This is a genomic window from Gilliamella sp. App2-1 (assembly GCF_001690255.1).
Classification (GTDB): Bacteria; Pseudomonadota; Gammaproteobacteria; order Enterobacterales; family Orbaceae; genus Gilliamella; species Gilliamella apicola_G.
Window position 1 is genome coordinate 1 of record NZ_LZGR01000043.1, and the last position, 26,522, is coordinate 26,522.

20 protein-coding genes and 1 rRNA gene are annotated in these 26,522 nt (G+C 36.9%); 4 read left to right on the forward strand and 17 right to left on the reverse strand.

What is annotated here, in order from left to right; translation table 11 throughout:
- Positions 1 to 634, reverse strand: a 16S ribosomal RNA gene (locus A9G22_RS05165); the annotation flags it as partial.
- A 394-nt stretch (positions 635 to 1,028) separates the two neighbouring features.
- Positions 1,029 to 1,844, reverse strand: a complete 816-nt coding sequence (gene murI, locus A9G22_RS05170; RefSeq protein ID WP_065586570.1) for a glutamate racemase — start codon at positions 1,842 to 1,844, stop codon at positions 1,029 to 1,031.
- A 216-nt stretch (positions 1,845 to 2,060) separates the two neighbouring features.
- Here murI and metK point away from each other — a divergent pair, with 216 nt between their 5' ends.
- The 4 genes from metK to A9G22_RS05190 are packed head-to-tail and all read left to right on the forward strand — an operon-like array spanning position 2,061 to position 5,167.
- Positions 2,061 to 3,212 carry a methionine adenosyltransferase gene (metK, locus tag A9G22_RS05175; protein WP_075508478.1) on the forward strand — a complete coding sequence of 384 codons (1,152 nt, stop codon included), beginning with the start codon at positions 2,061 to 2,063 and terminating at the stop codon, positions 3,210 to 3,212.
- Entirely contained in the window at positions 3,196 to 3,705 is a 510-nt protein-coding gene (locus A9G22_RS05180; RefSeq protein WP_065586572.1) for a SprT family zinc-dependent metalloprotease, read from the forward strand. Before metK ends, A9G22_RS05180 begins: the two co-directional genes overlap by 17 nt.
- An 8-nt stretch (positions 3,706 to 3,713) precedes the next feature.
- Positions 3,714 to 4,325 carry a hypothetical protein gene (locus A9G22_RS05185; protein ID WP_065586573.1) on the forward strand — a complete coding sequence of 204 codons (612 nt, stop codon included), beginning with the start codon at positions 3,714 to 3,716 and terminating at the stop codon, positions 4,323 to 4,325.
- A complete protein-coding gene (locus A9G22_RS05190; protein ID WP_075508479.1) occupies positions 4,325 to 5,167 on the forward strand; it encodes a 23S rRNA (adenine(2030)-N(6))-methyltransferase RlmJ in 843 nt (280 codons plus the stop codon). The genes A9G22_RS05185 and A9G22_RS05190 overlap by 1 nt, the downstream gene beginning before the upstream one ends.
- Positions 5,168 to 5,225: 58 nt before the next feature.
- Here the strand turns inward: A9G22_RS05190 and A9G22_RS05195 are convergent, their stop codons facing one another.
- From A9G22_RS05195 to rplL, 15 genes are all read right to left on the reverse strand, one after another.
- Entirely contained in the window at positions 5,226 to 5,594 is a 369-nt protein-coding gene (locus A9G22_RS05195; protein WP_065586575.1) for a diacylglycerol kinase, read from the reverse strand.
- 21 nt (positions 5,595 to 5,615) lie between these two features.
- Positions 5,616 to 6,575 carry an acetyl-CoA carboxylase carboxyl transferase subunit alpha gene (accA, locus tag A9G22_RS05200; RefSeq protein ID WP_065586576.1) on the reverse strand — a complete coding sequence of 320 codons (960 nt, stop codon included), beginning with the start codon at positions 6,573 to 6,575 and terminating at the stop codon, positions 5,616 to 5,618.
- A gap of 249 nt (positions 6,576 to 6,824) precedes the next feature.
- Positions 6,825 to 10,304 (reverse strand): DNA polymerase III subunit alpha, encoded by a 3,480-nt coding sequence (gene dnaE, locus A9G22_RS05205; protein ID WP_075508480.1) that lies wholly within the window; start codon positions 10,302 to 10,304, stop codon positions 6,825 to 6,827.
- A 192-nt stretch (positions 10,305 to 10,496) separates the two neighbouring features.
- Positions 10,497 to 11,741 carry a beta-ketoacyl-ACP synthase II gene (gene fabF / locus A9G22_RS05210; protein ID WP_075508481.1) on the reverse strand — a complete coding sequence of 415 codons (1,245 nt, stop codon included), beginning with the start codon at positions 11,739 to 11,741 and terminating at the stop codon, positions 10,497 to 10,499.
- Positions 11,742 to 11,894: 153 nt separating this feature from the next.
- Positions 11,895 to 12,128, reverse strand: a complete 234-nt coding sequence (acpP, locus tag A9G22_RS05215) for an acyl carrier protein (RefSeq protein WP_034910452.1) — start codon at positions 12,126 to 12,128, stop codon at positions 11,895 to 11,897.
- Between the two features lie 149 nt (positions 12,129 to 12,277).
- Positions 12,278 to 13,012, reverse strand: coding sequence for a 3-oxoacyl-ACP reductase FabG (fabG, locus tag A9G22_RS05220; protein ID WP_065586579.1), 735 nt, complete (start codon positions 13,010 to 13,012; stop codon positions 12,278 to 12,280).
- Positions 13,013 to 13,031: 19 nt separating this feature from the next.
- A complete protein-coding gene (fabD, locus tag A9G22_RS05225; protein ID WP_065586580.1) occupies positions 13,032 to 13,967 on the reverse strand; it encodes an ACP S-malonyltransferase in 936 nt (311 codons plus the stop codon).
- Between the two features lie 35 nt (positions 13,968 to 14,002).
- Positions 14,003 to 14,956 (reverse strand): beta-ketoacyl-ACP synthase III, encoded by a 954-nt coding sequence (locus A9G22_RS05230; RefSeq protein WP_065586581.1) that lies wholly within the window; start codon positions 14,954 to 14,956, stop codon positions 14,003 to 14,005.
- 4 nt (positions 14,957 to 14,960) lie between these two features.
- The gene (plsX, locus tag A9G22_RS05235) at positions 14,961 to 16,007 is read right to left on the reverse strand and encodes a phosphate acyltransferase PlsX (RefSeq protein ID WP_081296960.1); all 1,047 of its coding nucleotides are present in this window, start codon (positions 16,005 to 16,007) and stop codon (positions 14,961 to 14,963) included.
- A 33-nt stretch (positions 16,008 to 16,040) separates the two neighbouring features.
- The gene (gene rpmF / locus A9G22_RS05240) at positions 16,041 to 16,208 is read right to left on the reverse strand and encodes a 50S ribosomal protein L32 (protein ID WP_025316508.1); all 168 of its coding nucleotides are present in this window, start codon (positions 16,206 to 16,208) and stop codon (positions 16,041 to 16,043) included.
- A 4-nt stretch (positions 16,209 to 16,212) separates the two neighbouring features.
- Entirely contained in the window at positions 16,213 to 16,722 is a 510-nt protein-coding gene (yceD, locus tag A9G22_RS05245) for a 23S rRNA accumulation protein YceD (protein WP_075508482.1), read from the reverse strand.
- Between the two features lie 439 nt (positions 16,723 to 17,161).
- Positions 17,162 to 17,446, reverse strand: coding sequence for an antibiotic biosynthesis monooxygenase family protein (locus A9G22_RS05250; RefSeq protein WP_075508483.1), 285 nt, complete (start codon positions 17,444 to 17,446; stop codon positions 17,162 to 17,164).
- Between the two features lie 84 nt (positions 17,447 to 17,530).
- The gene (rpoC, locus tag A9G22_RS05255) at positions 17,531 to 21,748 is read right to left on the reverse strand and encodes a DNA-directed RNA polymerase subunit beta' (RefSeq protein ID WP_075508484.1); all 4,218 of its coding nucleotides are present in this window, start codon (positions 21,746 to 21,748) and stop codon (positions 17,531 to 17,533) included.
- 90 nt (positions 21,749 to 21,838) lie between these two features.
- Entirely contained in the window at positions 21,839 to 25,867 is a 4,029-nt protein-coding gene (gene rpoB, locus A9G22_RS05260) for a DNA-directed RNA polymerase subunit beta (protein ID WP_065586585.1), read from the reverse strand.
- A 245-nt stretch (positions 25,868 to 26,112) separates the two neighbouring features.
- Entirely contained in the window at positions 26,113 to 26,481 is a 369-nt protein-coding gene (gene rplL / locus A9G22_RS05265; RefSeq protein ID WP_065586586.1) for a 50S ribosomal protein L7/L12, read from the reverse strand.
- Positions 26,482 to 26,522: the final 41 nt, after the last annotated feature.

The window sequence follows — 26,522 nt, forward strand, 5'->3', positions numbered from 1 at the left end:
AAGTGCAATTCCTAGGTTGAGCCCAGGGCTTTCACACCTAACTTAATTATCCGCCTACATGCCCTTTACGCCCAGTCATTCCGATTAACGCTCGCACCCTCCGTATTACCGCGGCTGCTGGCACGGAGTTAGCCGGTGCTTCTTCTGTAATTAACGTCAATTAGTGCACCTATTAGATACACTACCTTCCTCATCACCGAAAGTACTTTACAACCCGAAGGCCTTCTTCATACACGCGGCATGGCTGCATCAGGGTTCCCCCCATTGTGCAATATTCCCCACTGCTGCCTCCCGTAGGAGTCTGGACCGTGTCTCAGTTCCAGTGTGGCTGGTCATCCTCTCAGACCAGCTAGAGATCGTCGCCTAGGTAAGCCTTTACCTCACCTACTAGCTAATCCCATATGGGTTCATCAAATGGCGCATGGCCCGTAGGTCCCATGCTTTGGTCTCTCAACTTTATACGGTATTAGCAGTCGTTTCCAACTGTTGTCCCCTTCCATTCGGCAGATCCCCATACATTACTCACCCGTCCGCCACTCGTCATCAAGTGCAAGCACTCATGTTACCGTTCGACTTGCATGTGTTAAGCCTGCCGCCAGCGTTCAATCTGAGCCATGATCAAACTCTTCAATTTAAAGTTTGATGCTCAATAACTGTCTCTGACATATTCAAATGAATCTTCAGTGTCACTTATCAAGACTTGATTCTTTTAAGTCCGTAGACTTTTAATTCTTTGTCTCGCAAGTGCCCACACAGATTGTCTGTTTTTTCTTTTTAAAGAGCTGACAGCTTCTATTCCTAATCAACATTTTGTTAATTTAGTTTGCTGTCTCAAGGGCTGCGTATACTACGCTACACCTTTTAATTCGTCAAGATCTTTTTTTCAATTTTTCGATCTTATTTTTTAACTCACTCACTGTCTGCTTGTCGCTGACTGCGTGTCAGTGGATGCGCATTATAAGGACTTCTTTTTTTTTAGCAAGCAAAAAAGTTCAAACACTCATTCATTCGAGTGATATTTAGACACATTAAATTTTAATAGTTTGATATTTATTAAGATTATAACCGGATAATTTTTTAATCAACTTTTCCACAGACAGAGTATAGCTTGTACTCAATACAATATTTTCAGATGTAGATGAAGGTATTTGGTCTATGTTATATTTATCATTTAGTAAATTACAAACCCTTGCTGCAATTGCATAACCTGAATCTATGAAGGTAGCTTGAGGAAAAATCATCTGTAACTCTGTTTTAATAAAAGGGTAATGCGTACAGCCAAGCACTATTGTATCGGGGATTGTTTGTAATTCAAGCCAAGGTTGCATTATTTCTTTTAGCTGTTTCATATCTACAGTAACACCTTGCAATTTATTTTCGGCTATGAGTGCTAATTCCGACAGGCCTAACAATTTAACAGTGCAATGTGCCGCAAATTGCTGTATTAAATCAGTTGTATAAGTTCTTTCAATTGTTGCTTTTGTCGCTAATAACCCTATACATTTATTTTTAGTAATTAAGCTAGCTGGTTTAATCGCTGGTACAACGCCAATAATAGGAAAAGAAAATTTGGAGCGTAAACTAGGTAAACAAATAGTACTAGCTGTATTACAGGCAATAACCGCTAAATCTATTGAGTAAAATTTAGTAATAGCTTCAATGACCGAATTGACTCTATTAATTAAAAATCCTGAAGATTTATCTCCATAAGGAAACATTTCATTATCAAATACATATATATAGTGTACATTGGGTACTTTATTGTAAATTTCATTATAAACAGATAATCCACCAATACCTGAATCAAACACTAATATAGAAGGTGATTGTTTTACGATATTCATTTTAGCTATAGGTCACTAGATAATAAATTAGAAACGCCAATATCGTAAATTGATTAAAAATTAATGCAAGTAATTTTACCCAAGCCAATATTGTATTTTGTTCGATAAATTATAGACTAGACGTCTAGATGGTAAAACTGCTAAAATAGATTCATATATTAAAGCTGAATATTATATATCAGGCGTTATGCAAGAATTAATTTAAGAAGGTATTCTATGTCAGAATTTCTATTTACTTCAGAATCTGTTTCAGAAGGTCATCCAGATAAAATTGCCGATCAAATATCTGATGCAGTACTTGATGCAATATTAAAGCAAGACCCAAAAGCACGTGTTGCTTGTGAAACATATGTAAAAACGGGTATGGCTTTAGTTGGTGGTGAAATCACGACTTCAGCTTGGGTAGATATTGAGGAATTAACTCGAAAAACCATTAATGATATTGGTTATACCAGTTCTGAAATGGGATTTGATGCAAATTCATGTGCGGTGCTTAATGCTATTGGCAAGCAATCTCCTGACATCAATCAAGGGGTCGATCGAAAAGGTCCACTAGAACAAGGTGCGGGCGATCAAGGTATTATGTTTGGTTATGCGACCAATGAAATGCCAAACTTTATGCCTGCAGCCATAAGTTATGCTCATGATTTGATGCGTCGCCAAGCAGAAGTCAGAAAAAATGGCACACTTTCTTGGTTAAGGCCTGATGCAAAAAGCCAAGTCACATTAATTTACCAAGACGGTCAAATAAAAGGGGTTGATACTATCGTTTTATCTACACAGCATTCAGAAGCCATTGAACAAAAAGCATTACATGAAGCTGTTATGGAAGAAATCATTAAACCTACATTACCAACTGAATGGTTAACTTCAAGGACAAAATACTTTATTAATCCAACTGGACGCTTCGTTATTGGTGGTCCAATGGGAGATTGTGGGTTAACTGGCCGCAAAATTATTGTAGATACTTATGGCGGAGCCGCACGTCATGGCGGTGGTGCTTTTTCAGGAAAAGATCCGTCAAAAGTTGACCGTTCAGCAGCTTATGCTGCACGCTATGTTGCCAAAAATATTGTTGCGGCTGGACTTGCTGACAGATGTGAATTACAGATATCTTACGCAATTGGTATTGCCAATCCTACATCAATTTATATTAATACTTTTGGCACTGAAAAAATCGATCACCATAAAATTGTTTCACTTATCAAAGAATTTTTTGACTTAAGACCTTATGGATTGATTCAGATGCTTGACCTCATTCAGCCAATTTACCAACAAACTGCAAGTTATGGTCATTTTGGACGAGATATCTTCCCTTGGGAAAAAACAGATAAAGCAGCACTACTTCGCGATGCAGCAGGATTATAAACGCATCCCAATTTATTTACATAATCAGGTAATGGCTTGTTTAAGAACTCACTTAATACAAGCCAATCAACTTCTACATACTCAATATAAAGAACCTAAAATTGTCTATAAGCCCAAAGGTAGCATTGCAGGTAGTGCCTTTTTAATACGTTGGGAAATTCAACTTAATTCAATAATGTTGTTAGAAAATGGTACACATTTTATTGAGGAAGTTGTACCTCATGAATTGGCACATCTCATTGTTTTTAAGGAATTTGGAAAAGTAAAGCCACACGGTAAACAATGGCAATATATTATGTCAGAAATATTAGGCAAAATCCCAACTACAACTCACCATTTTACGGTACAACGCAATACTTATTTATACTACTGTAGTTGTCAACAACATCATTTAACTTCAATAAGACACAATAAAATTAAAAACGATAAAACTAGTTATTTATGTCGTAAATGCGGTACTATACTCAAACTTAAAAACGCTAATAAATATTAAGACATTGTATGTGTAAATTAGATTTTCATTTTTACAAAAGTTCCTTATCGATTATTATTCTTGGTATTATTCTTTACATTATAGGTAATTTTTTTATACCTTTATACAATGGACTTACCGTTACTCTTATTGAACATGTTCAATCACTTTTTTTATTATTTATGTGTTGTTATACCTACTATTATGCGAAACGTGTGGCTAAACATTCGGAATTATACAAATTTTGGATTTGGACAATATTTTGGTGGTTTATGCTTTTTGGTCGGGGAATTAGTTGGGGGCGGGACTTTTTTCCTGAAGTACCCCGTTTTTATTATAAAATTATTGCTGGTATTATAATGGCACTTCCAATATTCAGTATATTTTTACCCACAATCCGCCGAGAAATTGTTCGTCGCTACAAATTTGAAAAAATTCCAGTTTGGCATATATTTTTAGCTTTTTTATTCTTGGGTATAGCTGATATTGCAGAACACCGCCGTATTGGCCATGAATTATTAGTTATAACAAGGGATCGAAAAGATTTAATAGAAGAATTAATGGAGATTCCCTGCCTTCTTTGTTTAGCTTTAACAACCTTTTATATGCAAAAAAATGAACAAGAGAGAGTAAATTCCTAATGTTAAGTTATCGCCATAGTTATCATGTTGGTAATCATGCAGATGTATTAAAACATATTGTTTTAACGTTATGTATTGAATCATTAAAAGAAAAAGAAAAACCTTTTTTATATTTAGATACACACTCTGGGGCGGGGCGATACCTACTAAAGAGTGAACATGCTGAAAAAACCGGTGAATATTTATCAGGAATTAATTTACTATGGCAACAATCTAATATTCCAGAATTGCTCAAGACCTATATATCAATACTAAGACGTTATAATCCTTTTGATGAATTAAAATATTATCCTGGCTCACCATTAATTGCCAAGCAATTATTACGTGAGCAAGACAAGCTCAATCTTACTGAATTACATCCATCTGATTATCCTTTATTAAGGCAAGAATTTAGCAAAGATAAACGAACAACAGTGCTACGTGAAGATGGTTTTGCCCAACTAAAATCAAAGTTACCCCCGCAATCACGTCGTGGAATTATATTAATTGATCCCTCTTATGAAATTAAGGATGATTATCAAAAGATTCCTGCAGCGTTATTTGAAGCATACAAACGATTTGCTACAGGCATCTACTTAATTTGGTATCCTGTGGTATCCCGTACACAAACTCAAAAAATGATTGATGGTATTGTTAACTTAGGTATCAAGCGAATTTCACAATTTGAGTTAGCAATAAAACCTGATAATAATCAAAAAGGAATGACTGCATCAGGAATGATAGTAATTAATCCACCATGGAAGTTACATGAACAAATGCGTACAGTTATGCCATGGCTAAAATCCACGTTAGATACAGAAAAAACTGGAAATTTTCTCATTAAAGAACTCGTTTCCGAATAGTGTTTTGCTAATTATCTATTGCCAATAATTTTCAGAAAAGTCTACGTTTAGGTAAAAATTATGAGAAAAAGTGACAAGAAAATAGATAAATCCACAAAATAACTGTCAATAATAATGACAAAAATACAGCAGCTGAACCATAATCTTTTGCTCGGCCAGATAACTCATGTCTTTCACTACCAATACGATCAACAACACATTCAATCGCACTATTGATTAACTCTGTAATCATCACAAAACCAATTGATCCAAGTAACAAAATACGTTCATAAATAGAAAAATCGACTAGCATTACAATGATATAAGCCACAACCAATAAAATTAACTCTTGGCGAAATGCAGCTTCAAATTTGATTGCCGCTTTTAAGCCTTTTAAAGAATATTTTGTCGCATTAAAAATACGTAGTAATCCTGTCGATTTTTTCATTATAGTATTCCAAAGTTAAAATTACCTTACATAACCATAGTTCATCAAACGTTGAAATCTTCTTTCTAGTAATGTAGATAAATCCATACTTTCAAGTTCATCAAGATCACTAAGTAGTTGTGTTTTGAGTGAAACAGATACGGTAGCATAATCTCGGTGAGCACCACCAAGTGGCTCGGGCACGATTGAATCAATCAAATTTAATTTTAATAAATTATCTGCTGTCATATTCATGGCTTCAGCTGCAACTGGTGCTTTATCAGCACTTTTCCATAAAATAGAAGCACAGCCTTCTGGTGAAATGACAGAATAAGTACTATATTGAAGCATATTAACTTTATCTGCTACCCCAATAGCAAGAGCCCCCCCAGATCCACCTTCACCAATTACTGTACAAATAGTTGGTACTTTAAGACGTGACATTTCTCTTAAATTACGAGCAATTGCTTCCGCTTGGCCTCGCTCTTCGGCACCAATACCCGGATAGGCTCCTGGAGTATCAATAAAAGTAATAATGGGCAATTTAAAACGTTCGGCTAATTGCATTAATCGTAAAGCTTTACGATAACCTTCGGGAGCTGGCATACCAAAGTTTCTGTAAATCTTCTGTTTTGTTTCACGACCTTTTTGATGTCCAATAACCACCACAGTTCGTCCATCAATACGTGCTATTCCACCAACAATTGCTTTATCATCGGCATAAGCTCTATCACCAGCTAATTCATCAAAGTCAGTAAAAATTTCTTTTATATAATCCAACGTATAGGGACGATTTGGATGTCTAGCTAATTGCGCAATTTCCCAAGGAGTTAAATTAGCAAATATTTTTTTTGTTAATTCACGGCTTTTTTTATGTAATTGCTTAATCTCTTTATCTAAATTAATATCTAATTCAACTTGTTGCGAATCAATATTCTTTAAGGAATTAATTTTTGCTTCTAATTCCGCTATCGGCTTTTCAAATTCCAAAAAATTGTTCATAACGCTTGTAATTGCCTCTTAATTTATTTGATATTCTAAAAAATATACTATTTAATACAGTATACTGACTAATTCTTAAGATAAAATTAAACCAATTCTACTATGTAACACTCATTGAAGTCACCTACATTTATATTATTAGACTTCAACTATTTTAAATCTCGTGCCACTCGCATTTACTGAAAGTAGCTTTTATTTATTCAAAAAATTAAATTAATCAACCAATCTACTATTAATAAGTTTATCGATTTATTCAAACTCAAATTCGATACGATCAAGACCAAGTAGTGTCTTTAACTCAACAATTAAAGCATCCTCTGGAATAATTCTCCATGTCGTGCCAAATTGTATCCTAACAACAGAATCATCTCGATGATAATATAAATTAACAGGTACACTGCCATGCCGATAAGGTTCAAACAATTGTTGTAACCGCTGTAATATTGTTTGATTTACTTCGCTTTCCGTCAAAGTAATGGACAATCCTTTTACATATTTAGCTCGAGCATCTTTTAGGTCAACGATATCACGCACTGACATTTTAAAGCCACCATTAAAATCGTCATTACTGACTTGACCTGTAACAATTAAGATCTTATCTTTAACAAGTAAATGACCAAATTTCTCCAAAGACTCTGTAAAAAGCATACCATCAATTCGGCCAGAACGATCATCTAAAGTAAACAAACCAATTTTTTTACCTTTTTTAGTAATTCGAATCCGAGCATCAGCAACAATACCTGCAAAAGTGGCCATCTTACCCCAACCTGTTGGAGAGGCCTCACTAATTCGCAATCCACCTGTATAACGATTTAATTCTTTCAAATATTGTGTTACAGGATGTCCCGTTAAATAAAGTCCTAAAGCCTCACGTTCCCCATCAAGCAAAACTTGCTCAGGTAATTCAGGAACTGCAGCATAAGCATGCTCAACTTGTTCGGGCTCTTCCGCCAAAACACCAAACATATCTTCTTGACCAATATCTTGCGCTTTAGCATATTGATCTGCCGCTTGCATTGCATCATTGATGCTATGCAATATAGCCGCTCGATGAGGTCCTAATTTATCAAAAGCCCCCGCCATAGTGAGCTTTTCAAGTACTCGGCGATTGATCTTCTTCATATCTGTTCGAGCACAAAGTTCGAAAATATTTTTAAAATATCCCCCACTGTTACGTGCTTCAACAATTGCCTCAATAGGCCCTTCACCGACACCTTTTATAGCCCCAATACCATAAACAATCTCACCTTTATCATTTACATGAAAGTGATACAGGCCACTATTGATATCAGGAGGATTGACTTTTAACCCCATCCGCAAACATTCATCAACCAAACCAACAATTTTATCGGTATTATCCATATCGGCAGTCATAACCGCAGCCATAAATTCGGCAGGATAGTGCGTTTTCAGCCACAAAGTTTGATAAGAAACAAGCGCATAAGCAGCCGAGTGAGATTTATTAAAACCATATCCAGCAAATTTTTCAACCAAATCAAATATTCGCATCGACAGCTCACCATCAATACCTTGTTTTTCAGCTCCTTCTTTAAAAACAGAACGTTGCTTCGCCATCTCTTCCGGTTTTTTCTTACCCATAGCTCGGCGCAATAAATCAGCACCGCCCAATGTATAACCTGAAAGAGTCTGTGCGATTTGCATAACTTGTTCTTGATATAAAATAATACCATAAGTGGGTTCTAAAATAGGTTTTAATGAGTCGTGTTGGTATTTAATATCAGGGTAAGAAACCTCTTCTCTTCCATGTTTTCGGTCAATAAAATTGTCGACCATGCCTGATTGTAAAGGACCTGGACGGAATAATGCGACTAAAGCGATCATATCCTCAAAACAGTCGGGCTTCAAACGTCTTATTAAATCTTTCATACCACGGGATTCAAGTTGGAATACCGCTGTAGTTTCAGCTTTTAATAATAATTCGAAAGATTTTTCATCATCTAAAGGAATTCGAGCAATATCGACTTTTTCTTTACCCTCTCGCAGCTGACGTTCATTAATCATTTTGATTGCCCAATCAATAATGGTTAATGTTCGTAAGCCTAGAAAGTCAAATTTCACAAGACCTGCATATTCCACATCATTTTTATCAAATTGAGTAACCGGATGATGGCCCTCTGGATCACAATAAATTGGCGAGAAATCAGTAATTTTAGTTGGTGAGATCACCACTCCACCGGCATGCTTACCAGCATTTCGGGTTACACCTTCCAATTGCCGGGCGATGTCAATTAATGATTTGACTTCTTCATTATTATCATATAACTCTTGTAACTGGGGTTCAATTTCAAAAGCTTTGGCTAGTGTCATACCAGGATCTAAAGGTATTAATTTTGAAATACGATCGACAAACCCATAGGGATGTCCAAGTACTCGCCCCACATCCCGTATTACTGCTTTAGCTGCCATAGTACCAAAAGTAATAATTTGGGAAACAGCATCTCTTCCATACATATCAGCGACATGATCAATAACCAGATCGCGTTTTTCCATACAAAAATCAACATCAAAGTCTGGCATTGAAACACGTTCTGGATTTAAAAAACGTTCAAAAAGTAAATCAAACTCAAGTGGATCCAAATCAGTAATTTTCAAAGCATATGCAACTAGCGAGCCAGCACCAGATCCTCGTCCTGGTCCTACTGGAATATCATTATCTTTTGACCATTGTATAAACTCCATAACAATCAGAAAGTAACCAGGAAAACCCATTTGGTTAATTACGGTTAATTCGGTGTCTAAACGCTCATCATATTCTGGTCGTCTTTGCTTTCTAATTGCTGGTTCAGGAAATAAAAACGCTAGCCTTTCTTCTAATCCTTCTCGTGATTTATGCACTAAAAAGTCTTCAGTAGACATATCGCCAGTTGGAAATTTAGGTAAAAAATATTCGCCTAATCGAATAGAAACATTACAGCGTTTTGCTATTTCAACACTATTTTCAAGTGCTTCAGGAATGTCAGAAAATAATTCACACATTTCCTGTTCTGAACGTAGGTATTGCTCTGCCGAGTAGTTTTTAGGTCTGGAAGGATCTTCTAGCGTATTACCATCGTGAATAGCGACACGAATCTCGTGAGCATCAAAATCAGAAGATTTCAAAAATCGAACATCATTAGTTGCAACAACGGGTAACGAATATTGTTCAGCCAAATTCACAGCTCGATGAATAAATAGTTCTTCATTGGTTCGTTTAGTGCGTACTAATTCAAAATAAAAATGCTCACTAAAATTTTCAAGATAAAAATTAATAGCGTTATCAACGATTAGTTGATTATTACGAATAATACCGATCCCAATATCACTTTCTCGACCTGCTAATACAATTAATCCAGCTCGATGCTCAATTAGCCAGTCATTATCAACAACTGGCAAATCACCTAGATATCCTCGCTGATAAGCTTTAGAAATCAATAAAGTAAGATTTTGATATCCTTGATGATTAGCTGCCAATAAAGTCAAATGATAAATATCATCAGGCATTTGAGAACTTCTAATAGCGAGATCTGCACCAATGATCGGTTTAATACCTTTTGACATTGCTGAACCGTAAAATTTAACCAGCCCGCAAAGATTAGTAAAATCAGTAATTGCAAAAGCTGGCATCTGTAACTTGCTCACTTCATTTACTAATGCGCCAACTTTAGCAATTCCATCAACCATCGAGAAATCACTATGTAAATGAAGATGAATAAATTTAGGTTCAACCATAACTACCAGAAATGAGGCTATAAAGTTAGCTTGAGATTATAACACAAGCAAAAGGAATATTCTTATTCTCTTTAATTGCAAATTCTAATTGAACAGAAAAGATATAGACTTTTTTCATTATAAATTTTATAAGTGAAAAACCATATATTAAAGATATCCGCCAATAATATATTATTGACGGATAAAGAGATATTAGAATTTCTTAAACAACACTGAACCATTGGTTCCACCAAAACCAAAAGAATTACAAAGTGCATATTCTAAATTCTTAACTTGACGCGCTGTATGCGGAACATAATCAAGATCACAACCCTCGTCAGGATTATCAAGATTAATTGTTGGTGGAACTGCTTGATCACGAAGTGCAAGTACAGTGAAAATAGACTCAACAGCACCAGCAGCTCCCAATAAATGCCCTATCATTGATTTAGTTGAACTAACCATAACTTTGTTGGCACTTTCTTTAAAAATACTTTTTACCGCTTGTGTTTCAGCTTTATCGCCAGCAGGTGTCGATGTACCATGGGCGTTGATATAACCAACCTGATCAGGATTAATACCAGCATCACGAAGAGCACATTGCATAGCTAATGCAGCTCCACTGCCATCAGCTGGAGGTGAAGTCATATGATAAGCATCACCACTCATACCAAACCCAACTAGCTCAGCATAGATTTTAGCTCCTCGCTTTTTGGCATGTTCATATTCTTCTAAGAACATGATACCAGCACCATCACCCAATACAAAACCATCACGATCTTTATCCCAAGGCCGACTTGCAACTTTAGGATTATCATTATTAGTTGATAAGGCACGAGCAGCACCAAAGCCTCCAATACCCAGAGGAGTACTCGCTTTTTCGCCTCCTCCAGCTAACATCGCATCAGCGTCACCATAAGCAATCATACGTGCAGCATGACCAATATTATGTACACCTGAAGAACATGCTGTTGCAATAGTAATACTTGGTCCTTTTAATCCATAAATAATGGATAAGTGACCTGCAATCATATTAACAATTGTTGATGGTACGAAGAACGGACTAATTTTACGTGGTCCAGCACTGATTAATGCACTGTGGTTTTCTTCAATCAACCCAAGTCCACCAATACCTGAACCTATAGCACAACCAATTCTTTTCGCGTTTTCTTCCGTGATCTCAATGCCTGCATCTTGCATTGCTTGCATACCCGCAGCAATCCCGTATTGGATAAAATAATCCATTTTACGAGCATCTTTGCGTGAAATATTATAATCTTCGCCATTAAAGTTTTTAACCATAGCGGCGAAACGCGTTGCGAAAGGGGCTGTATCAAAGTGTTCTATGAGTTCAACGCCACTTTGTCCTGCTAATAAAGCTTGCCAAGTGGATTCAACTGTATTACCTACAGGAGATATCATGCCCATTCCAGTAACAACAACTCTGCGTTTAGACACATTGTCCTCCAGGAAAGGATTGTAATGAAATTTGAATCATTGAAAATTTTATTTTGAGTTTTCTATAGATTTATACCAAACTTTTTTAATTTAAAAATTAAAAACACAAACTAGGCGATCTTTTGACCGCCTATCATGAAAACTCTGCTAACCTTATTGATTTGCAGTAATATAATCAATTGCTGATTGAACAGTTGTAATTTTTTCAGCTTCTTCATCAGGAATTTCTGTATCAAATTCTTCTTCTAAAGCCATAACTAATTCAACTGTATCAAGAGAGTCAGCGCCAAGATCTTCAATGAAAGAAGATTCATTTTTAACTTCTTCCTCTTTTACACCAAGTTGCTCAACAATAATTTTTTTAACTCGCTCTTCAATAGTGCTCATACTCTTTTTTTCCTATAAAAATCGCCGAAAGTGGCGGTGAATGTAAGTTTATAAAATGTTGAAAAAAATGCCAATCATTTTTCAACCCAATTGCTTAATTTTTGTTCGAAACATCAAGTTATTGGCTCATTTTACACTATTCTAGTCAATTACACCATATACATGCCTCCATTGACATGTAAAGTTTCACCAGTAATGTAAGACGCTTCATCTGATACCAAAAAAGCAACTGCATTAGCAATTTCTGTTGGCTCACCTAATCGTCCAGCAGGAACTTGCGCCAATGTTAACGCTTTTTGTTCATCAGTTAATGCATCAGTCATATCAGTTGCGATAAAACCAGGAGCCACAACATTAACAGTAATACCACGTGATGCAACTTCGCGCGCTAATGATTTACTAAAACCAATTAATCCTGCCTTAGTTGCTGCATAGTTAGCTTGACCTGCATTACCCATTGTACCAACTACTGAGCCGATAGTAACAATTCTGCCATAGCGTTTTTTCATCATTGTACGCATTAATGCTTTAGATAAACGAAAAACAGATGTTAGATTGGTATCTAAAATATCTTGCCATTCGTCATCTTTCATTCTCATTAACAAATTATCACGCGTAATACCTGCATTATTAACAAGAATATCAATATCACCAAATTCAATTTTTATTGTATTAATCACAGATTCAATGGATGCTTCATCCGTCACATTTAAAGCAAGGCCTTTACCATTTGAGCCTAAGTAATGACTAATAGACTCAGCACCTTTTTCTGTTGTTGCCGTACCAATAACCGTTGCGCCACAAGCAACTAATTTTTCTGCAATTGCTTTACCGATCCCACGGCTTGCGCCAGTAACTAAAGCAATTTTTCCTGATAGGTTCATAACCACCTCTATTTATCCTTTACTTTGTGTTTTCTAATGCCGTTTCTAACGATGATTTATCATTAACCGCAAGACCTGAAAGTGTATCAACAATACGTTTAGTTAATCCAGTTAACACTTTCCCTGGTCCCATTTCAACTAAAAGTGTTACATCTTGTTTTGCCATATATTCTACCGTCTGTGTCCAACGTACAGGGCTATAAAGCTGAGCAATTAATGCAGTTTTAATTTTTTCTGCTGAAGTTTCAACTTTAACATCGACATTATTAATAACAGCAAAATTTGGCGTACTAAATTCAATATCGTTTAAAGTAGTAGCTAACTTATCGGCTGCTGGTTTCATTAACGCACAATGTGATGGCACACTGACAGCAAGTGGTAATGCACGCTTAGCACCAGCTTCTTTACATAACGCACCTGCACGTTCAACAGCTTCTTTATTACCGGCAATAACCACTTGACCTGGTGAATTAAAATTCACTGGAGCAACAATTTGACCTTCAGCGGCTTGTTCACATGCTTTGCTAATAGATTCGTTATCTAATCCAATAATGGCATACATTGCACCTGTACCGCTTGGGACTGCCTCTTGCATTAGTTTTCCACGTAATTCAACTAATTTAATCGCATCTTTAAAATTAATTACTCCTGCACAAACTAATGCTGAGTATTCGCCTAAACTATGACCAGCCATAAATTCGGGTTGAGCGCCATTAACACTTTGCCACACTCTAAATATTGCAACAGACGAAGCAAGTAGCGCAGGCTGTGTTTGCCATGTTTTATTTAATTCTTCTATTGGACCTTTTTGTACTAAATCCCACAAATCATAATCAAGTACCTCATAAGCTTCATCAAATGTTGATTTGATAATTGGAAAATCATCAGCAAGATCTTTTAACATGCCGACAGCCTGAGAGCCTTGTCCTGGAAATACCATTGCAAATTTGGTCATTATTAAATCCTTGATCATTAAAAACACATAATAAACTAAAATCTAACTAGCGCAGAACCCCAAACAAATCCACCACCAAAGGCTTCTAATAAAATCAGGTGACCTTGTTGAATTCGCCCATCTCTCACCCCAGCATCTAAAGCACAAGGAACAGAAGCAGCAGAAGTATTGCCCTGCTTATCTAATGTGACAATGACTTTATTCATATCCATATCCAGCCGTTTTGCGGTTGCTGAAATAATCCTCAAATTAGCTTGATGTGGTACTAACCAATCTAAATCTGCTTTGTTAAACGCATTTTCTGTCAAAAGCTCATCAACCAAATTTGACAACTCTTTAACTGCCACTTTAAATACTTCATTACCATGCATGGTCATATAAACAGGATCTTTCATATCACGACGATCAACATATGGATATTTTAATAAATTACCATAGCGGCCATCAGCATGAAGATGTGAAGCAATAATACCTGGCTCTTTTGATGCACCAACAACAACTGCTCCTGCACCATCTCCAAAAATGATAATGGTACCTCTATCATTTGGATCAACACCACGGGTTAACATATCTGAACCAACAACTAAGGCATAACTAATTGCACCACTTTTAATATATTTATCAGCTATATCAAGCGCATAAATAAATCCCGAGCAAGCGGCAGATACATCAAACGCAACAACATCACCAATACCTAGTTTGGCTTGCAATTCTGTTGCTGAACTTGGAAATGCATTGACCGAGGTTGCTGTTGCAACAATAATCATACCAATTTCTTCTTTATCGATATTGGCCATTTCAATTGCATTTATAGCAGCTTCATAAGCCATGCTCGTTACAGTTTCATGTGGCTCTGCAATGCGCCTTTCTTTAATACCGGTACGCGTTGTGATCCATTCATCACTAGTATCGACCATTTTTTCAAGATCTGCATTAGTTCTTATCTGTTTTGGAAGATAACTCCCAGTTCCTAATATCTTTGTATACATCTAATTATTCGCTCTTGGGTAGTGCGGAAGAAAGGCTTGTTGCAATCTTCTCTGGTATATTTGTTTGTATAGCCAAAATAGCTTGTTCAATTGCTGCAAAAAATGACTTTTGGTTAGCACTACCATGACTTTTAATCACAATACTTCTAAGTCCAAGCAAGCAAGCACCATTATATCGTCCTGGTTCCAAATAACCAAAATTTTTTGAGAACTTTCTCTGTAACCATTTACTTAATAGTTTCATTAATAATGAATTGTGACCAAGAGACAACTTAAATGAAGACATGAAAATTTTAACTAAGCCTTCTACTGTTTTTAACGTCACATTGCCAACAAAACCATCACATACTAATACATCTGTTTTGCCAGTGAGAAGTTCATTACCTTCTAAATAGCCAATGTAATTAATCTGATCATTCGATTTTAAAATAGAAGCTGCTGCACGTATTTTATCCAATCCTTTAATATCTTCTTCACCAATGTTAAGTAAGGCAACTCGAGGATGTTCAATTTTTAGCACTGTTTTTGCTAATATTTCGCCCATTATGGCAAATTGTACTAACATATCACTATCACATTCAGCATTAGCACCTAAATCCAGCACAACTGTACTTTGATTGTTTAATGCGGGAATAGTGGCAACTAAAGCTGGGCGATCAATACCAGTTAAAGAGTGCAATAAGAGTTTGGACAGCCCCATCAGAGCACCTGTATTACCAGCACTAACACAGGCTTGAGCATTGTTATCTTTAACCAGCTCAAGCGCTATTCTCATTGACGTCCCTTGGCTATGGCGAATCGCATATGCAGGCTTCATATCATTAGCAATAACCGCAGTCGATTCGATCAAGGTTAACCGCCCCTCTTGTTCATATTGAGAGACAAGTTTTGAATTTTCTTTTGACAAAAAGAAACTAATTTCCGTTGGATCGCCCACCAGAAAAATAGAAAGGTTTGGATAACAGTTTAGAGCTGTTATTCCTGCAGGAATAATAGCACGAGGACCGAAGTCCCCGCTCATAGCATCTAACGCAATGGTTAGATTATCCAAAATGTCACCTGAGGATTTCTAATTAGGTAGTAATTATTTAGAAATCACTTTACGACCACGATAATAACCATCAGCGGTTACGTGATGACGTAAATGTGTTTTACCTGATTCATCAACTGAAATATTAGCAACAGTTAATGCATCATGAGAACGACGCATACCACGTTTTGCACGAGTTTTACGATTCTGTTGAACAGCCATGGATTTACCCCTTATTCTTTAAACTAACTAAAATTGCAAATGGATTTGGTTTTTCATGTTCAATTGAAATGTCACCAAATACCATATCAGCCTCTGACACTTCGCAGTGTTTACTATCATGTACCGGCGCAATTGGTAACGAGAGAATAATTTCGTCCTCAAGTAACGCTAATATATCTACTTCGCCAAACTCGTTCATCAGAACGGGCTCATAATGTTCCGGTAGAGCCTCTGCTTGAGCATCGCTCTTAACAGGACTAAATTTATTCATCACATGAACTTCTGTGATAAAAGGTTTAAAACAACGTTGGCAAACCAACTCTAACGTCATTTTTGCATCAATTGTAATAACACAAAGCCGCTGCTCATCAAACTTAAAAGATAAGCTGCACTCAATATCACTTTGCGGACTTTCAACCCTAGTTACACTTTTAGCTGGATAATATCCAACATAATCAAGCTTTTTTTGTGCCGATTTAATTGGGTCAATTGTTAATGGCAATTTATTTTGCATAAAATATGCATGCTACCTTAAAGTTTCTCTTATGTTCCTTCTAAAAAAAGAACACAATACATAAGGCGCGCATATTACCTTTAAATCATGATTTCGTCAATGGGCGCATGGAATATAATTTGTTTTTGTTACTAATTATTATTTTAACATTCATTGACTCTTTACTATGTTGTTTATCAACAATTATTACATTCTCTAATAAAATAGATTGGATATAAAATTGATTTTAATGAGTTTTTTGATGTTTTGAAAAACAAAATTTAATGCGGTATAGATTGTGGACGATTTTTATTTTGTTATTATGGCGTTGATGTAAAACAGGGTTTGCTATTACTCACATCACTTTGATTTACTGAATGATAAATAATTAAAATAGTTTTTTGCAACTTTATCAGACTTAATATCACATTTATTAAAGTACGACTTCGAAACACTCTAATTATGCTAGCTCTAAATAAATATCACTATTATTTGGTCGGTTATTCGTATTACGGTGGGTATGCTTAAAGTGTTCAGAATTAACCCAAGCTTCAAAATCAGCTTTAGATTCCCACTCAGTAAATGAAGAAAATAGTGTATAATTTTCTTCTGTTTTTCCTTGTAAAAAGTAAAAACGATTAAACCCTTGCATTTCGTTCAGATGGCTATCACGCTTTCGCCACATGTCAATAAATGTATCTTCACTACCGCGTTTAATTTTAAAACGGTTCATTACAATATACATACCAATCTTCTTTCATATAGTTTTAAGCATGACATAAAAAAATAGCACGCCATGCGTGCTATTTGCAAATTAAACCTAATGAGGCTATTGATTCTCTTCGGCAGAGTTTAGTAATTCAGCTAAATTAGCTGTTGCCTCTTCCGCTGAAATTGTTGTTTGAATCTCATCTGTTGATGGCATTGCGCGTTTACGTAAACGTTCTTTATGATAAGCATAACCCGTACCAGCTGGAATTAATCGACCTACAATTACGTTTTCTTTTAAGCCACGTAATTCATCATTTTTACCAGCCACTGCTGCTTCAGTTAAGACACGAGTTGTTTCTTGGAACGAAGCCGCAGAAATAAACGATTCAGTCGTTAGGGAAGCTTTAGTAATACCAAGTAAATCGTGTAAGTAAACAATTGGTTCTTTACCTTGCGCTTCAAGTTCACGGTTGATAATCTTCAAACGTGAAACTTCAAGTTGTTCACCTTCAAGTAGGCGTGAGCCACCCGGATGAATAACCGTTGCTTTACGTAACATTTGACGGACGATAACTTCAATGTGTTTATCGTTAATTTTTACACCTTGTAGACGATAAACTTCTTGAACTTCGTTAACAATATAACGGGTTACCGCATTAACGCCACGTAGACGTAAAATATCATGCGCTGATTCAGGACCATCAGAAATCACATCACCACGACCAACTTGTTCGCCTTCAAACACGTTAAGTTGACGCCATTTTGGAACCATCTCTTCATATGGTTCACTACCATCTAATGGCGTGATAATTAAGCGACGTTTACCTTTTGTTTCTTTACCGAATGAAATGATACCGTCAATTTCAGCCAAGATTGCTGGCTCTTTTGGTTTACGTGCTTCAAATAAATCAGCAACACGTGGTAAACCACCTGTGATATCTTTGGTACCAACAGATGCTTGTGGAATACGAGCGAGTGTGTCACCAATATTGATTTCAGCACCATCTTCTAACTGTACTAGAGCTTTACCAGGCAAAAAGTATTGCGCAAGCATTTCAGTACCGGCAAGATAGATATCATCACCTCTAGCATCAACAATTTTGATGGCTGGACGTAAATCTTTACCTACACCTGTACGTTCTGCTACATCTAATATCGCAATAGATGATAAACCAGTTAATTCATCAGTTTGACGAGTAATAGTTTGCCCATCAACCATATCCACAAAACGAACAAAACCTTTAGTTTCAGAGATAACTGGCATCGTATGTGGATCCCAGTTAGCCACTGTTTCACCCGCATCAACCGCAACACCATTACCTTTACTTAAAATCGAACCATAAGGCACTTTGTAGGTTTCTTTCATTCGACCTAAGTCATCAATAATGGTTAATTCAGCATTACGTGAAGTAATTACCAGTTTCTTGTCTGGGTTAGTTACAAATTTAGCGTTAGTTAATTTAATACTACCTTTGTTTTTAACTTGAACACTTGATTCGGCAGCCGCTCGCGATGCCGCACCACCAATGTGGAACGTACGCATGGTTAACTGTGTACCTGGCTCACCGATTGATTGCGCCGCAATGACACCGATTGCTTCACCTTTATTGACCAAGTGACCACGTGCTAAGTCACGACCATAACATTTTGCACACACACCAAAATCAGTATCACACGAAACCACTGAACGCACTTTAACGCTATCAACAGATTCTGCTTCAAGTAAGTCACATTTACTTTCATCAAGTAATGTGTTACGTGGGATTAAGATATCTGCACTACCAGGTTTTAATACATCTTCAGCCGTGACTCGACCTAATACTCGTTCACGAAGTGGCTCTTTAACATCACCGCCTTCAATAACAGGTGTCATCACTACACCTTCTAAGGTGCCACAGTCATCTTCAATCACCACTAAATCTTGCGCTACATCAACTAAACGTCGAGTTAAGTAACCTGAGTTCGCTGTTTTTAATGCGGTATCCGCAAGACCTTTACGCGCACCATGCGTAGAGATAAAGTACTGAAGTACGTTTAATCCTTCACGGAAGTTCGCAGTGATAGGTGTTTCAATAATCGAACCATCTGGTTTTGCCATCAAGCCACGCATACCAGCAAGCTGACGAATCTGTGCTGCAGAACCACGCGCACCAGAGTCGGCCATCATGTAAATGCTATTGAAAGAAGATTGAACTTCTTCTTCGCCTTCACGGTTAATTACTTTTTCAGTTGATAAGTTATCCATCATCGCTTTAGCAACGCGCTCATTAGCGGCAGCCCAAATATCGATAACTTTGTTATAACGTTCACCTGCAGTTACTAAACCAGATTGGAATTGCTCTTGAATTTCAGCAACTTCGATTTCAGCTTCGTTGATGATTTGTGATTTCTTCGCTGGAATTTCCATATCATCAATACCAACTGATACACCTGAACGCGCCGCATAAGCAAATCCAGTGTACATGATTTGGTCAGCTAAAATAACCGTATCTTTCATGCCTAACTGGCGATAACAGATATTTAAAATTTTAGAGATCGCTTTTTTACCCAAAGGTTGATTGATAACAGAGAAGCTCATCCCTTTTGGCATAATTAACCATAAAATTGCACGACCAACAGTTGTATCAACAACCGAGGTGGTATCTTCCCACTCGCCTACACTGTTACGTTGGCTTTCAGTAATACGAACTTTAACCTTGGCATGTAATTCAACTAGACCTAAACGATATAGCTTTTCAGCTTCTTTAGGGCCGGTTAATATCATGCCTTCACCTTTGGCATTGACTTTATCACGAGTCATATAGTAAAGACCTAAAACCACGTCCTGTGAAGGAACGATGATAGGCTCACCACTTGCCGGTGAAAGAATATTGTTGGTTGACATCATTAACGCACGAGCTTCTAATTGTGCTTCTAACGTTAATGGAACGTGAACCGCCATCTGGTCACCATCGAAGTCAGCATTAAACGCCGCACAAACTAATGGGTGTAATTGAATGGCTTTACCTTCAATTAGAATCGGTTCAAATGCTTGAATACCTAATCTATGCAATGTTGGGGCACGGTTTAGTAATACTGGATGCTCACGGATAACTTCATCTAAGATATCCCATACAATTGCATCTTCACGCTCAACCATTTTCTTCGCTGCTTTAATGGTTGTTGCATAACCGCGACGCTCTAATTTACCGTAAATAAATGGTTTGAATAATTCAAGGGCCATTTTCTTCGGTAAACCACACTGATGCAAATGTAAGTATGGACCTACAGTAATTACAGAACGACCAGAATAGTCAACACGTTTACCTAACAAGTTTTGACGGAAACGACCTTGCTTACCTTTAATCATATCAGCAAGTGACTTCAATGGGCGTTTGTTTGAACCAGTAATCGCACGACCACGACGACCATTATCTAATAATGCATCGACCGATTCTTGTAACATCCGTTTTTCATTACGTACAATGATATCCGGTGCAGCCAAGTCTAATAAACGTTTTAAACGGTTATTACGATTAATAACTCGACGATAAAGATCATTAAGATCTGATGTTGCAAAACGCCCGCCATCAAGTGGAACCAATGGGCGTAAATCTGGCGGCAACACAGGTAATACGTTCAGAATCATCCATTCAGGTTTGTTTTCTGATTGAATAAATGCTTCAATAATCTTAATACGTTTGGTCAGCTTTTTACGCTTAGTTTCAGAATTAGTGGTAGCGAGTTCATCACGTAGTGCTTCACATTCTGCTTGCACATCAATATTACGTAATAACTCTTGGATAGCTTCTGCCCCCATGCGAGCATCAAATTCGTCACCAAACTCTTCTAACGCATCTAAATATTGTTCTTCAGTTAAAATCTGACCACGTTCAAGATTCGTCATACCACCATCAAGAACCATAAATGATTCAAAATAAAGCACTCGCTCAATATCGCGAAGTGGCATATCAAGTAATAAACCGATACGAGATGGTAATGATTTTAAAAACCAGATATGGGCAGTTGGTGATGCTAGTTCAATGTGCCCCATACGTTCACGACGTACTTTAGCTTGAGTTACTTCAACTCCACATTTTTCACAAATCACACCACGGTGTTTTAAACGTTTATATTTTCCACATAAACATTCATAATCTTTTACTGGTCCAAAAATACGCGCACAAAACAATCCATCGCGCTCAGGTTTAAACGTACGATAATTGATTGTTTCAGGTTTTTTAACTTCACCAAAAGACCATGAACGAATCATATCAGGAGAAGCAAGGCCTATCTTGATAGCATCAAAATCTTCTGTTTTTGTTTGTGCTTTTAGAAACTTTAGTAAGTCTTTCACAATTGACTCCTATGGAGTTAAACCAATTAGATAACTTATTACTAATAATAAGTTATCCCTATAAATAGAAATCATTTAAGTTAGCAAAAATTATTCTTCATCTAACTCGATATTAATACCTAGCGAACGGATCTCTTTTAATAGTACATTAAATGATTCTGGGATCGCAGGCTCCATACGATGATCACCATCTACAATATTTTTATACATCTTAGTACGGCCGTTTACGTCATCTGATTTAACGGTTAACATTTCTTGTAAGGTATAAGCTGCACCATATGCTTCAAGTGCCCATACTTCCATCTCACCAAAACGTTGACCACCAAATTGAGCTTTACCACCCAATGGCTGTTGAGTAACCAGACTGTATGAACCAGTAGAGCGGGCATGCATTTTGTCATCAACTAAATGATTCAATTTAAGCATATACATATAACCTACAGTAACTGGACGTTCAAATTGTTCCCCTGTACGACCATCATACAAAGTAATTTGACCAGAAGTTGGTAAATCACCCAGCTCTAGTAAGGCTTTAATTTCTTGCTCTTTGGCACCATCAAACACAGGAGTTGCTAGTGGCATACCATTACGCAAGTTTTGTGCTAAATTCATGACTTCTTGATCAGTAAATTCTGCTACATTAACTTTTTGTGCAGCGCCTAAACCAAGATCATACGCTTTTTGAATAAACTCACGTAATTTAGCTAACTCCTGCTGTTCTTTTAACATCGTATCAATCTTCTGACCAATACCTTTAGCAGCCATACCCAAGTGAGTTTCTAGGATCTGTCCAATATTCATACGAGATGGAACACCTAGTGGATTTAATACGATATCAACAGGACGACCTTTGTCATCATATGGCATATCTTCAATTGGGTTAATTTTAGAGATAACCCCTTTGTTACCATGACGACCAGCCATCTTATCACCAGGCTGAATTTGACGTTTAACTGCTAAGTAAACTTTAACAATTTTGAGCACACCGGGTTGTAAATCATCACCTTGTGTGATCTTCATGCGTTTAGCTTCAAATTTCTTATTAAATTCAGCTTTGATTTCCTCGTGCTGCTCAGCAAGCTGTTCTAATTGAGCTTGTTTATCTTCATTCGGGATACCGATTGTTAACCATTTTTCACGTGGTAAAGCATCTAATTTATCAGCTTTGATTCCATCCGAAATTAGTACATCACGAATACGAGCAAACAATGCAGCTTCTAAGATTTTAAGTTCTTCAGTTAAATCTTTTCTTGCCTGTTTAAGTTGCATCTCTTCGATTTCAAGCGCACGTTTATCTTTTTGTACACCATCACGAGTAAACACTTGAACATCAATAACTGTACCTGAAACACCATTTGGTACGCGTAATGAAGTATCTTTAACATCAGATGCTTTTTCACCAAAAATTGCACGTAGCAATTTTTCTTCTGGCGTTAATTGCGTTTCACCCTTAGGTGTTACTTTACCGACCAGAATATCACCACCTTGAACTTCAGCACCAATATAAACGATACCTGATTCATCAAGTTTAGATAGTGCAGCTTCGCCCACATTTGGAATATCAGCGGTAATTTCTTCCGCGCCTAACTTGGTATCACGAGAAATACAAGATAATTCTTGAATATGAATTGATGTAAAACGGTCATCTTGTACCACTTTTTCAGAAACTAAAATAGAATCCTCAAAGTTATAACCATTCCATGGCATGAAAGCCACTCGCATGTTTTGACCCAATGCCAATTCACCTAAGTCAGTTGATGGACCATCGGCAAGCACATCGCCACGCTCAACTTTTTCGCCTAATTCCACACATGGAATCTGATTAATACAAGTGTTTTGGTTAGAACGGGTATATTTAGTTAAATTATAAATATCAATACCGGTTTCACCTGCATATATTTCATCAGCATTAACATTAACCACAATACGCGATGCATCAACATATTGAACTGTACCACCGCGACGAGCAACAGCTGTTACACCTGAGTCAACTGCCACTGCACGTTCCATTCCCGTTCCAACAAACGGCTTTTCCGCTTTCAACGTTGGTACTGCCTGACGCTGCATGTTTGCACCCATTAAAGCACGGTTCGCATCATCATGTTCAAGGAATGGAATTAATGATGCACCAACCGATACGATTTGCTGGGTTGATACGTCCATATAATGAACTTGTTCTGGACTATATAAGCCTGATTCACCATTTAAACGACAAGTTACTAAGTCTTCTTTAAAACGGCCATCTTCATCAAGGTTCGAGTTTGCCTGAGCTATTACAAATTCACTTTCATCAATCGCTGATAAATAATTAATTTCGTCAGTTACGATACCATCAATCACTCGTCGGTATGGTGTTTCTAAAAATCCATACTCATTGGTACGAGCATAAACCGCTAATGAGTTAATTAAACCGATGTTTGGTCCTTCTGGCGTTTCGATTGGACATACACGACCATAATGTGTTGGATGTACGTCACGTACTTCGAACCCTGCTCGTTCACGTGTTAAACCACCTGGACCTAATGCTGAAATACGACGTTTATGGGTAATTTCAGATAATGGGTTGTTTTGATCCATAAACTGAGATAACTGACTTGAACCAAAAAATTCACGAATCGCTGCTGAAATTGGTTTAGCATTAATCATATCTTGTGGCATTAATGAATCGAGATCACCTAAAGATAAGCGCTCTTTCACTGCTCGCTCAACACGAACTAAACCAATACGGAATTGGTTTTCTGCCATTTCACCAACACTACGAATACGGCGGTTACCTAAATGGTCGATATCGTCGACTTCACCATGTCCATTACGAATAGCGATTAATTTCTTCATTACGTCAACGATATCATCTTTCGTTAAAACGCTTTCGCCTTCAATGCTATCACGCCCTAAAGAACGGTTAAACTTCATACGACCAACAGCAGATAAATCATAACGTTCATCAGAGAAGAATAAATTATCAAATAATGCTTCAGCAGCTTCTTTTGTTGGTGGCTCGCCTGGACGCATCATGCGATAAATTTCAACTAACGCGCCTAGTCGGTCGCGAGTTGAATCCACATTTAATGTTTCAGAAATAAATGCACCATGATCTAAATCATTAGTGAATAAAGTTTCTATTTGTTTATGTCCTGCTTTGGTTAATTGAAGTAATAGTTCTAATGAGATTGGTGTATTAGCAAAAGCAATAACCTCTCCCGTAGCTTCATCAACATAATTTTTAGCAAGAACTTTATTAACGATATATTCAACTGGTACATCAATTTTGCTAACTTTATCTTTTTCTAATTCACGAATGTGACGAGCAGTAATACGTCGGCCTTTTTCAGCATACACTTTACCTTTTGATTCAATATCAAACAGTGCTGTTTCACCACGTAAACGCTCTGGGACAAGATCCATTTTTAACTTAGATTTGCCAACTTCAAAATTAGTTTTTTCAAAGAAAATAGCTAAGATTTCTTCTGTTTCATAACCTAGTGCACGCAAAATAATTGTTGCTGGAAGTTTACGACGACGGTCAATTCGAGCAAAAAGATTATCTTTTGGATCAAATTCAAAATCAAGCCAAGAGCCACGATAAGGAATAATCCGAGCATTATATAAAACTTTACCTGAAGAATGTGTTTTACCTTTATCACTATCAAAGAATACACCCGGACTACGATGTAATTGTGATACGATTACACGTTCTGTACCGTTGATCACAAATGTACCATTGTCCGTCATTAAAGGAATCTCGCCCATGTAGACGTCTTGCTCTTTAATATCTTTAACTGTTCCTTCTGGCGCATCTTTATCATAAATAACTAAACGTAATTTTACGCGCAACGGTGCTGAGTAAGTGATCCCTCTAATTTGACATTCTTTAACATCAAATACGGGGTCACCCATCTTAAAGCTCACGTACTGTAACTCAGCATTACCACTATAACTTTTTATCGGAAATATTGAACGGAATGCAGCTTCTAAGCCATATTGTCCTTCTGGATCTTGCTCAATAAATTTCTGGAACGAATCAAGTTGAATAGAAAGAAGATACGGTATATCCAAGACTTGTGGACGCTTACCAAAATTCTTACGAATTCGTTTTTTCTCGGTATAAGAGTAAACCATTAGTTCCTCAACTTGCTTATCTGCTATTTTAGCATGATTAAATATTCATCAGGAGTGCTATCGCTAACTGATGGCACCTGACACCTCATCGAAAATATCTATAAATATCAATTGATTAGGCTTAATAAATATACTATTTCTTTATTACTTTATTGATAATCTTCAAATAAAATTCTTTAACTTATTATAGCGCAAAATGGCTGGAGGTATAAAACCCCCAGCCATTTATGGTATTATTGATAAACTTATTTAAGTTCGACAACTGCACCAGATTCTTCAAGTGCCTTTTTAAGTTCATCTGCATCAGCTTTGCTAATGCCTTCTTTAACTGTTGCTGGAGCTGATTCAACAAGATCTTTCGCTTCTTTTAAGCCTAAACCTGTTGCACCACGAACTGCTTTAATGACAGCTACTTTGTTAGCACCAACTTCTTTCAAGATTACATCAAATTCAGTTTTTTCTTCTGCTGCTTCAGCCGGACCAGCTGCTGCAACTGCAACTGCTGCAGCTGCAGAAACGCCAAATTTTTCTTCCATCATTGATACAAGTTCAACAACATCCATAACAGACATTTCAGCAACTGCATCTAAAATTTGTTCTTTAGTGATAGACATAATATAGTTTCCCAAATTTACATTTTTTTAATTGATAATAT

What these genes read in the sequence shown, in the direction of transcription:
- murI (WP_065586570.1), bottom strand. Translation starts at nt 1,844, where the DNA reads ATGAATATCGTAAAACAATCACCTTCTATATTAGTGTTTGATTCAGGT.
- metK (WP_075508478.1), top strand. Translation starts at nt 2,061, where the DNA reads ATGTCAGAATTTCTATTTACTTCAGAATCTGTTTCAGAAGGTCATCCA.
- A9G22_RS05180 (WP_065586572.1), top strand. Translation starts at nt 3,196, where the DNA reads ATGCAGCAGGATTATAAACGCATCCCAATTTATTTACATAATCAGGTA.
- A9G22_RS05185 (WP_065586573.1), top strand. Translation starts at nt 3,714, where the DNA reads ATGTGTAAATTAGATTTTCATTTTTACAAAAGTTCCTTATCGATTATT.
- A9G22_RS05190 (WP_075508479.1), top strand. Translation starts at nt 4,325, where the DNA reads ATGTTAAGTTATCGCCATAGTTATCATGTTGGTAATCATGCAGATGTA.
- A9G22_RS05195 (WP_065586575.1), bottom strand. Translation starts at nt 5,594, where the DNA reads ATGAAAAAATCGACAGGATTACTACGTATTTTTAATGCGACAAAATAT.
- accA (WP_065586576.1), bottom strand. Translation starts at nt 6,575, where the DNA reads ATGAACAATTTTTTGGAATTTGAAAAGCCGATAGCGGAATTAGAAGCA.
- dnaE (WP_075508480.1), bottom strand. Translation starts at nt 10,304, where the DNA reads ATGGTTGAACCTAAATTTATTCATCTTCATTTACATAGTGATTTCTCG.
- acpP (WP_034910452.1), bottom strand. Translation starts at nt 12,128, where the DNA reads ATGAGCACTATTGAAGAGCGAGTTAAAAAAATTATTGTTGAGCAACTT.
- fabG (WP_065586579.1), bottom strand. Translation starts at nt 13,012, where the DNA reads ATGAACCTATCAGGAAAAATTGCTTTAGTTACTGGCGCAAGCCGTGGG.
- fabD (WP_065586580.1), bottom strand. Translation starts at nt 13,967, where the DNA reads ATGACCAAATTTGCAATGGTATTTCCAGGACAAGGCTCTCAGGCTGTC.
- A9G22_RS05230 (WP_065586581.1), bottom strand. Translation starts at nt 14,956, where the DNA reads ATGTATACAAAGATATTAGGAACTGGGAGTTATCTTCCAAAACAGATA.
- rpmF (WP_025316508.1), bottom strand. Translation starts at nt 16,208, where the DNA reads ATGGCTGTTCAACAGAATCGTAAAACTCGTGCAAAACGTGGTATGCGT.
- yceD (WP_075508482.1), bottom strand. Translation starts at nt 16,722, where the DNA reads ATGCAAAATAAATTGCCATTAACAATTGACCCAATTAAATCGGCACAA.
- A9G22_RS05250 (WP_075508483.1), bottom strand. Translation starts at nt 17,446, where the DNA reads ATGTATATTGTAATGAACCGTTTTAAAATTAAACGCGGTAGTGAAGAT.
- rpoB (WP_065586585.1), bottom strand. Translation starts at nt 25,867, where the DNA reads ATGGTTTACTCTTATACCGAGAAAAAACGAATTCGTAAGAATTTTGGT.
- rplL (WP_065586586.1), bottom strand. Translation starts at nt 26,481, where the DNA reads ATGTCTATCACTAAAGAACAAATTTTAGATGCAGTTGCTGAAATGTCT.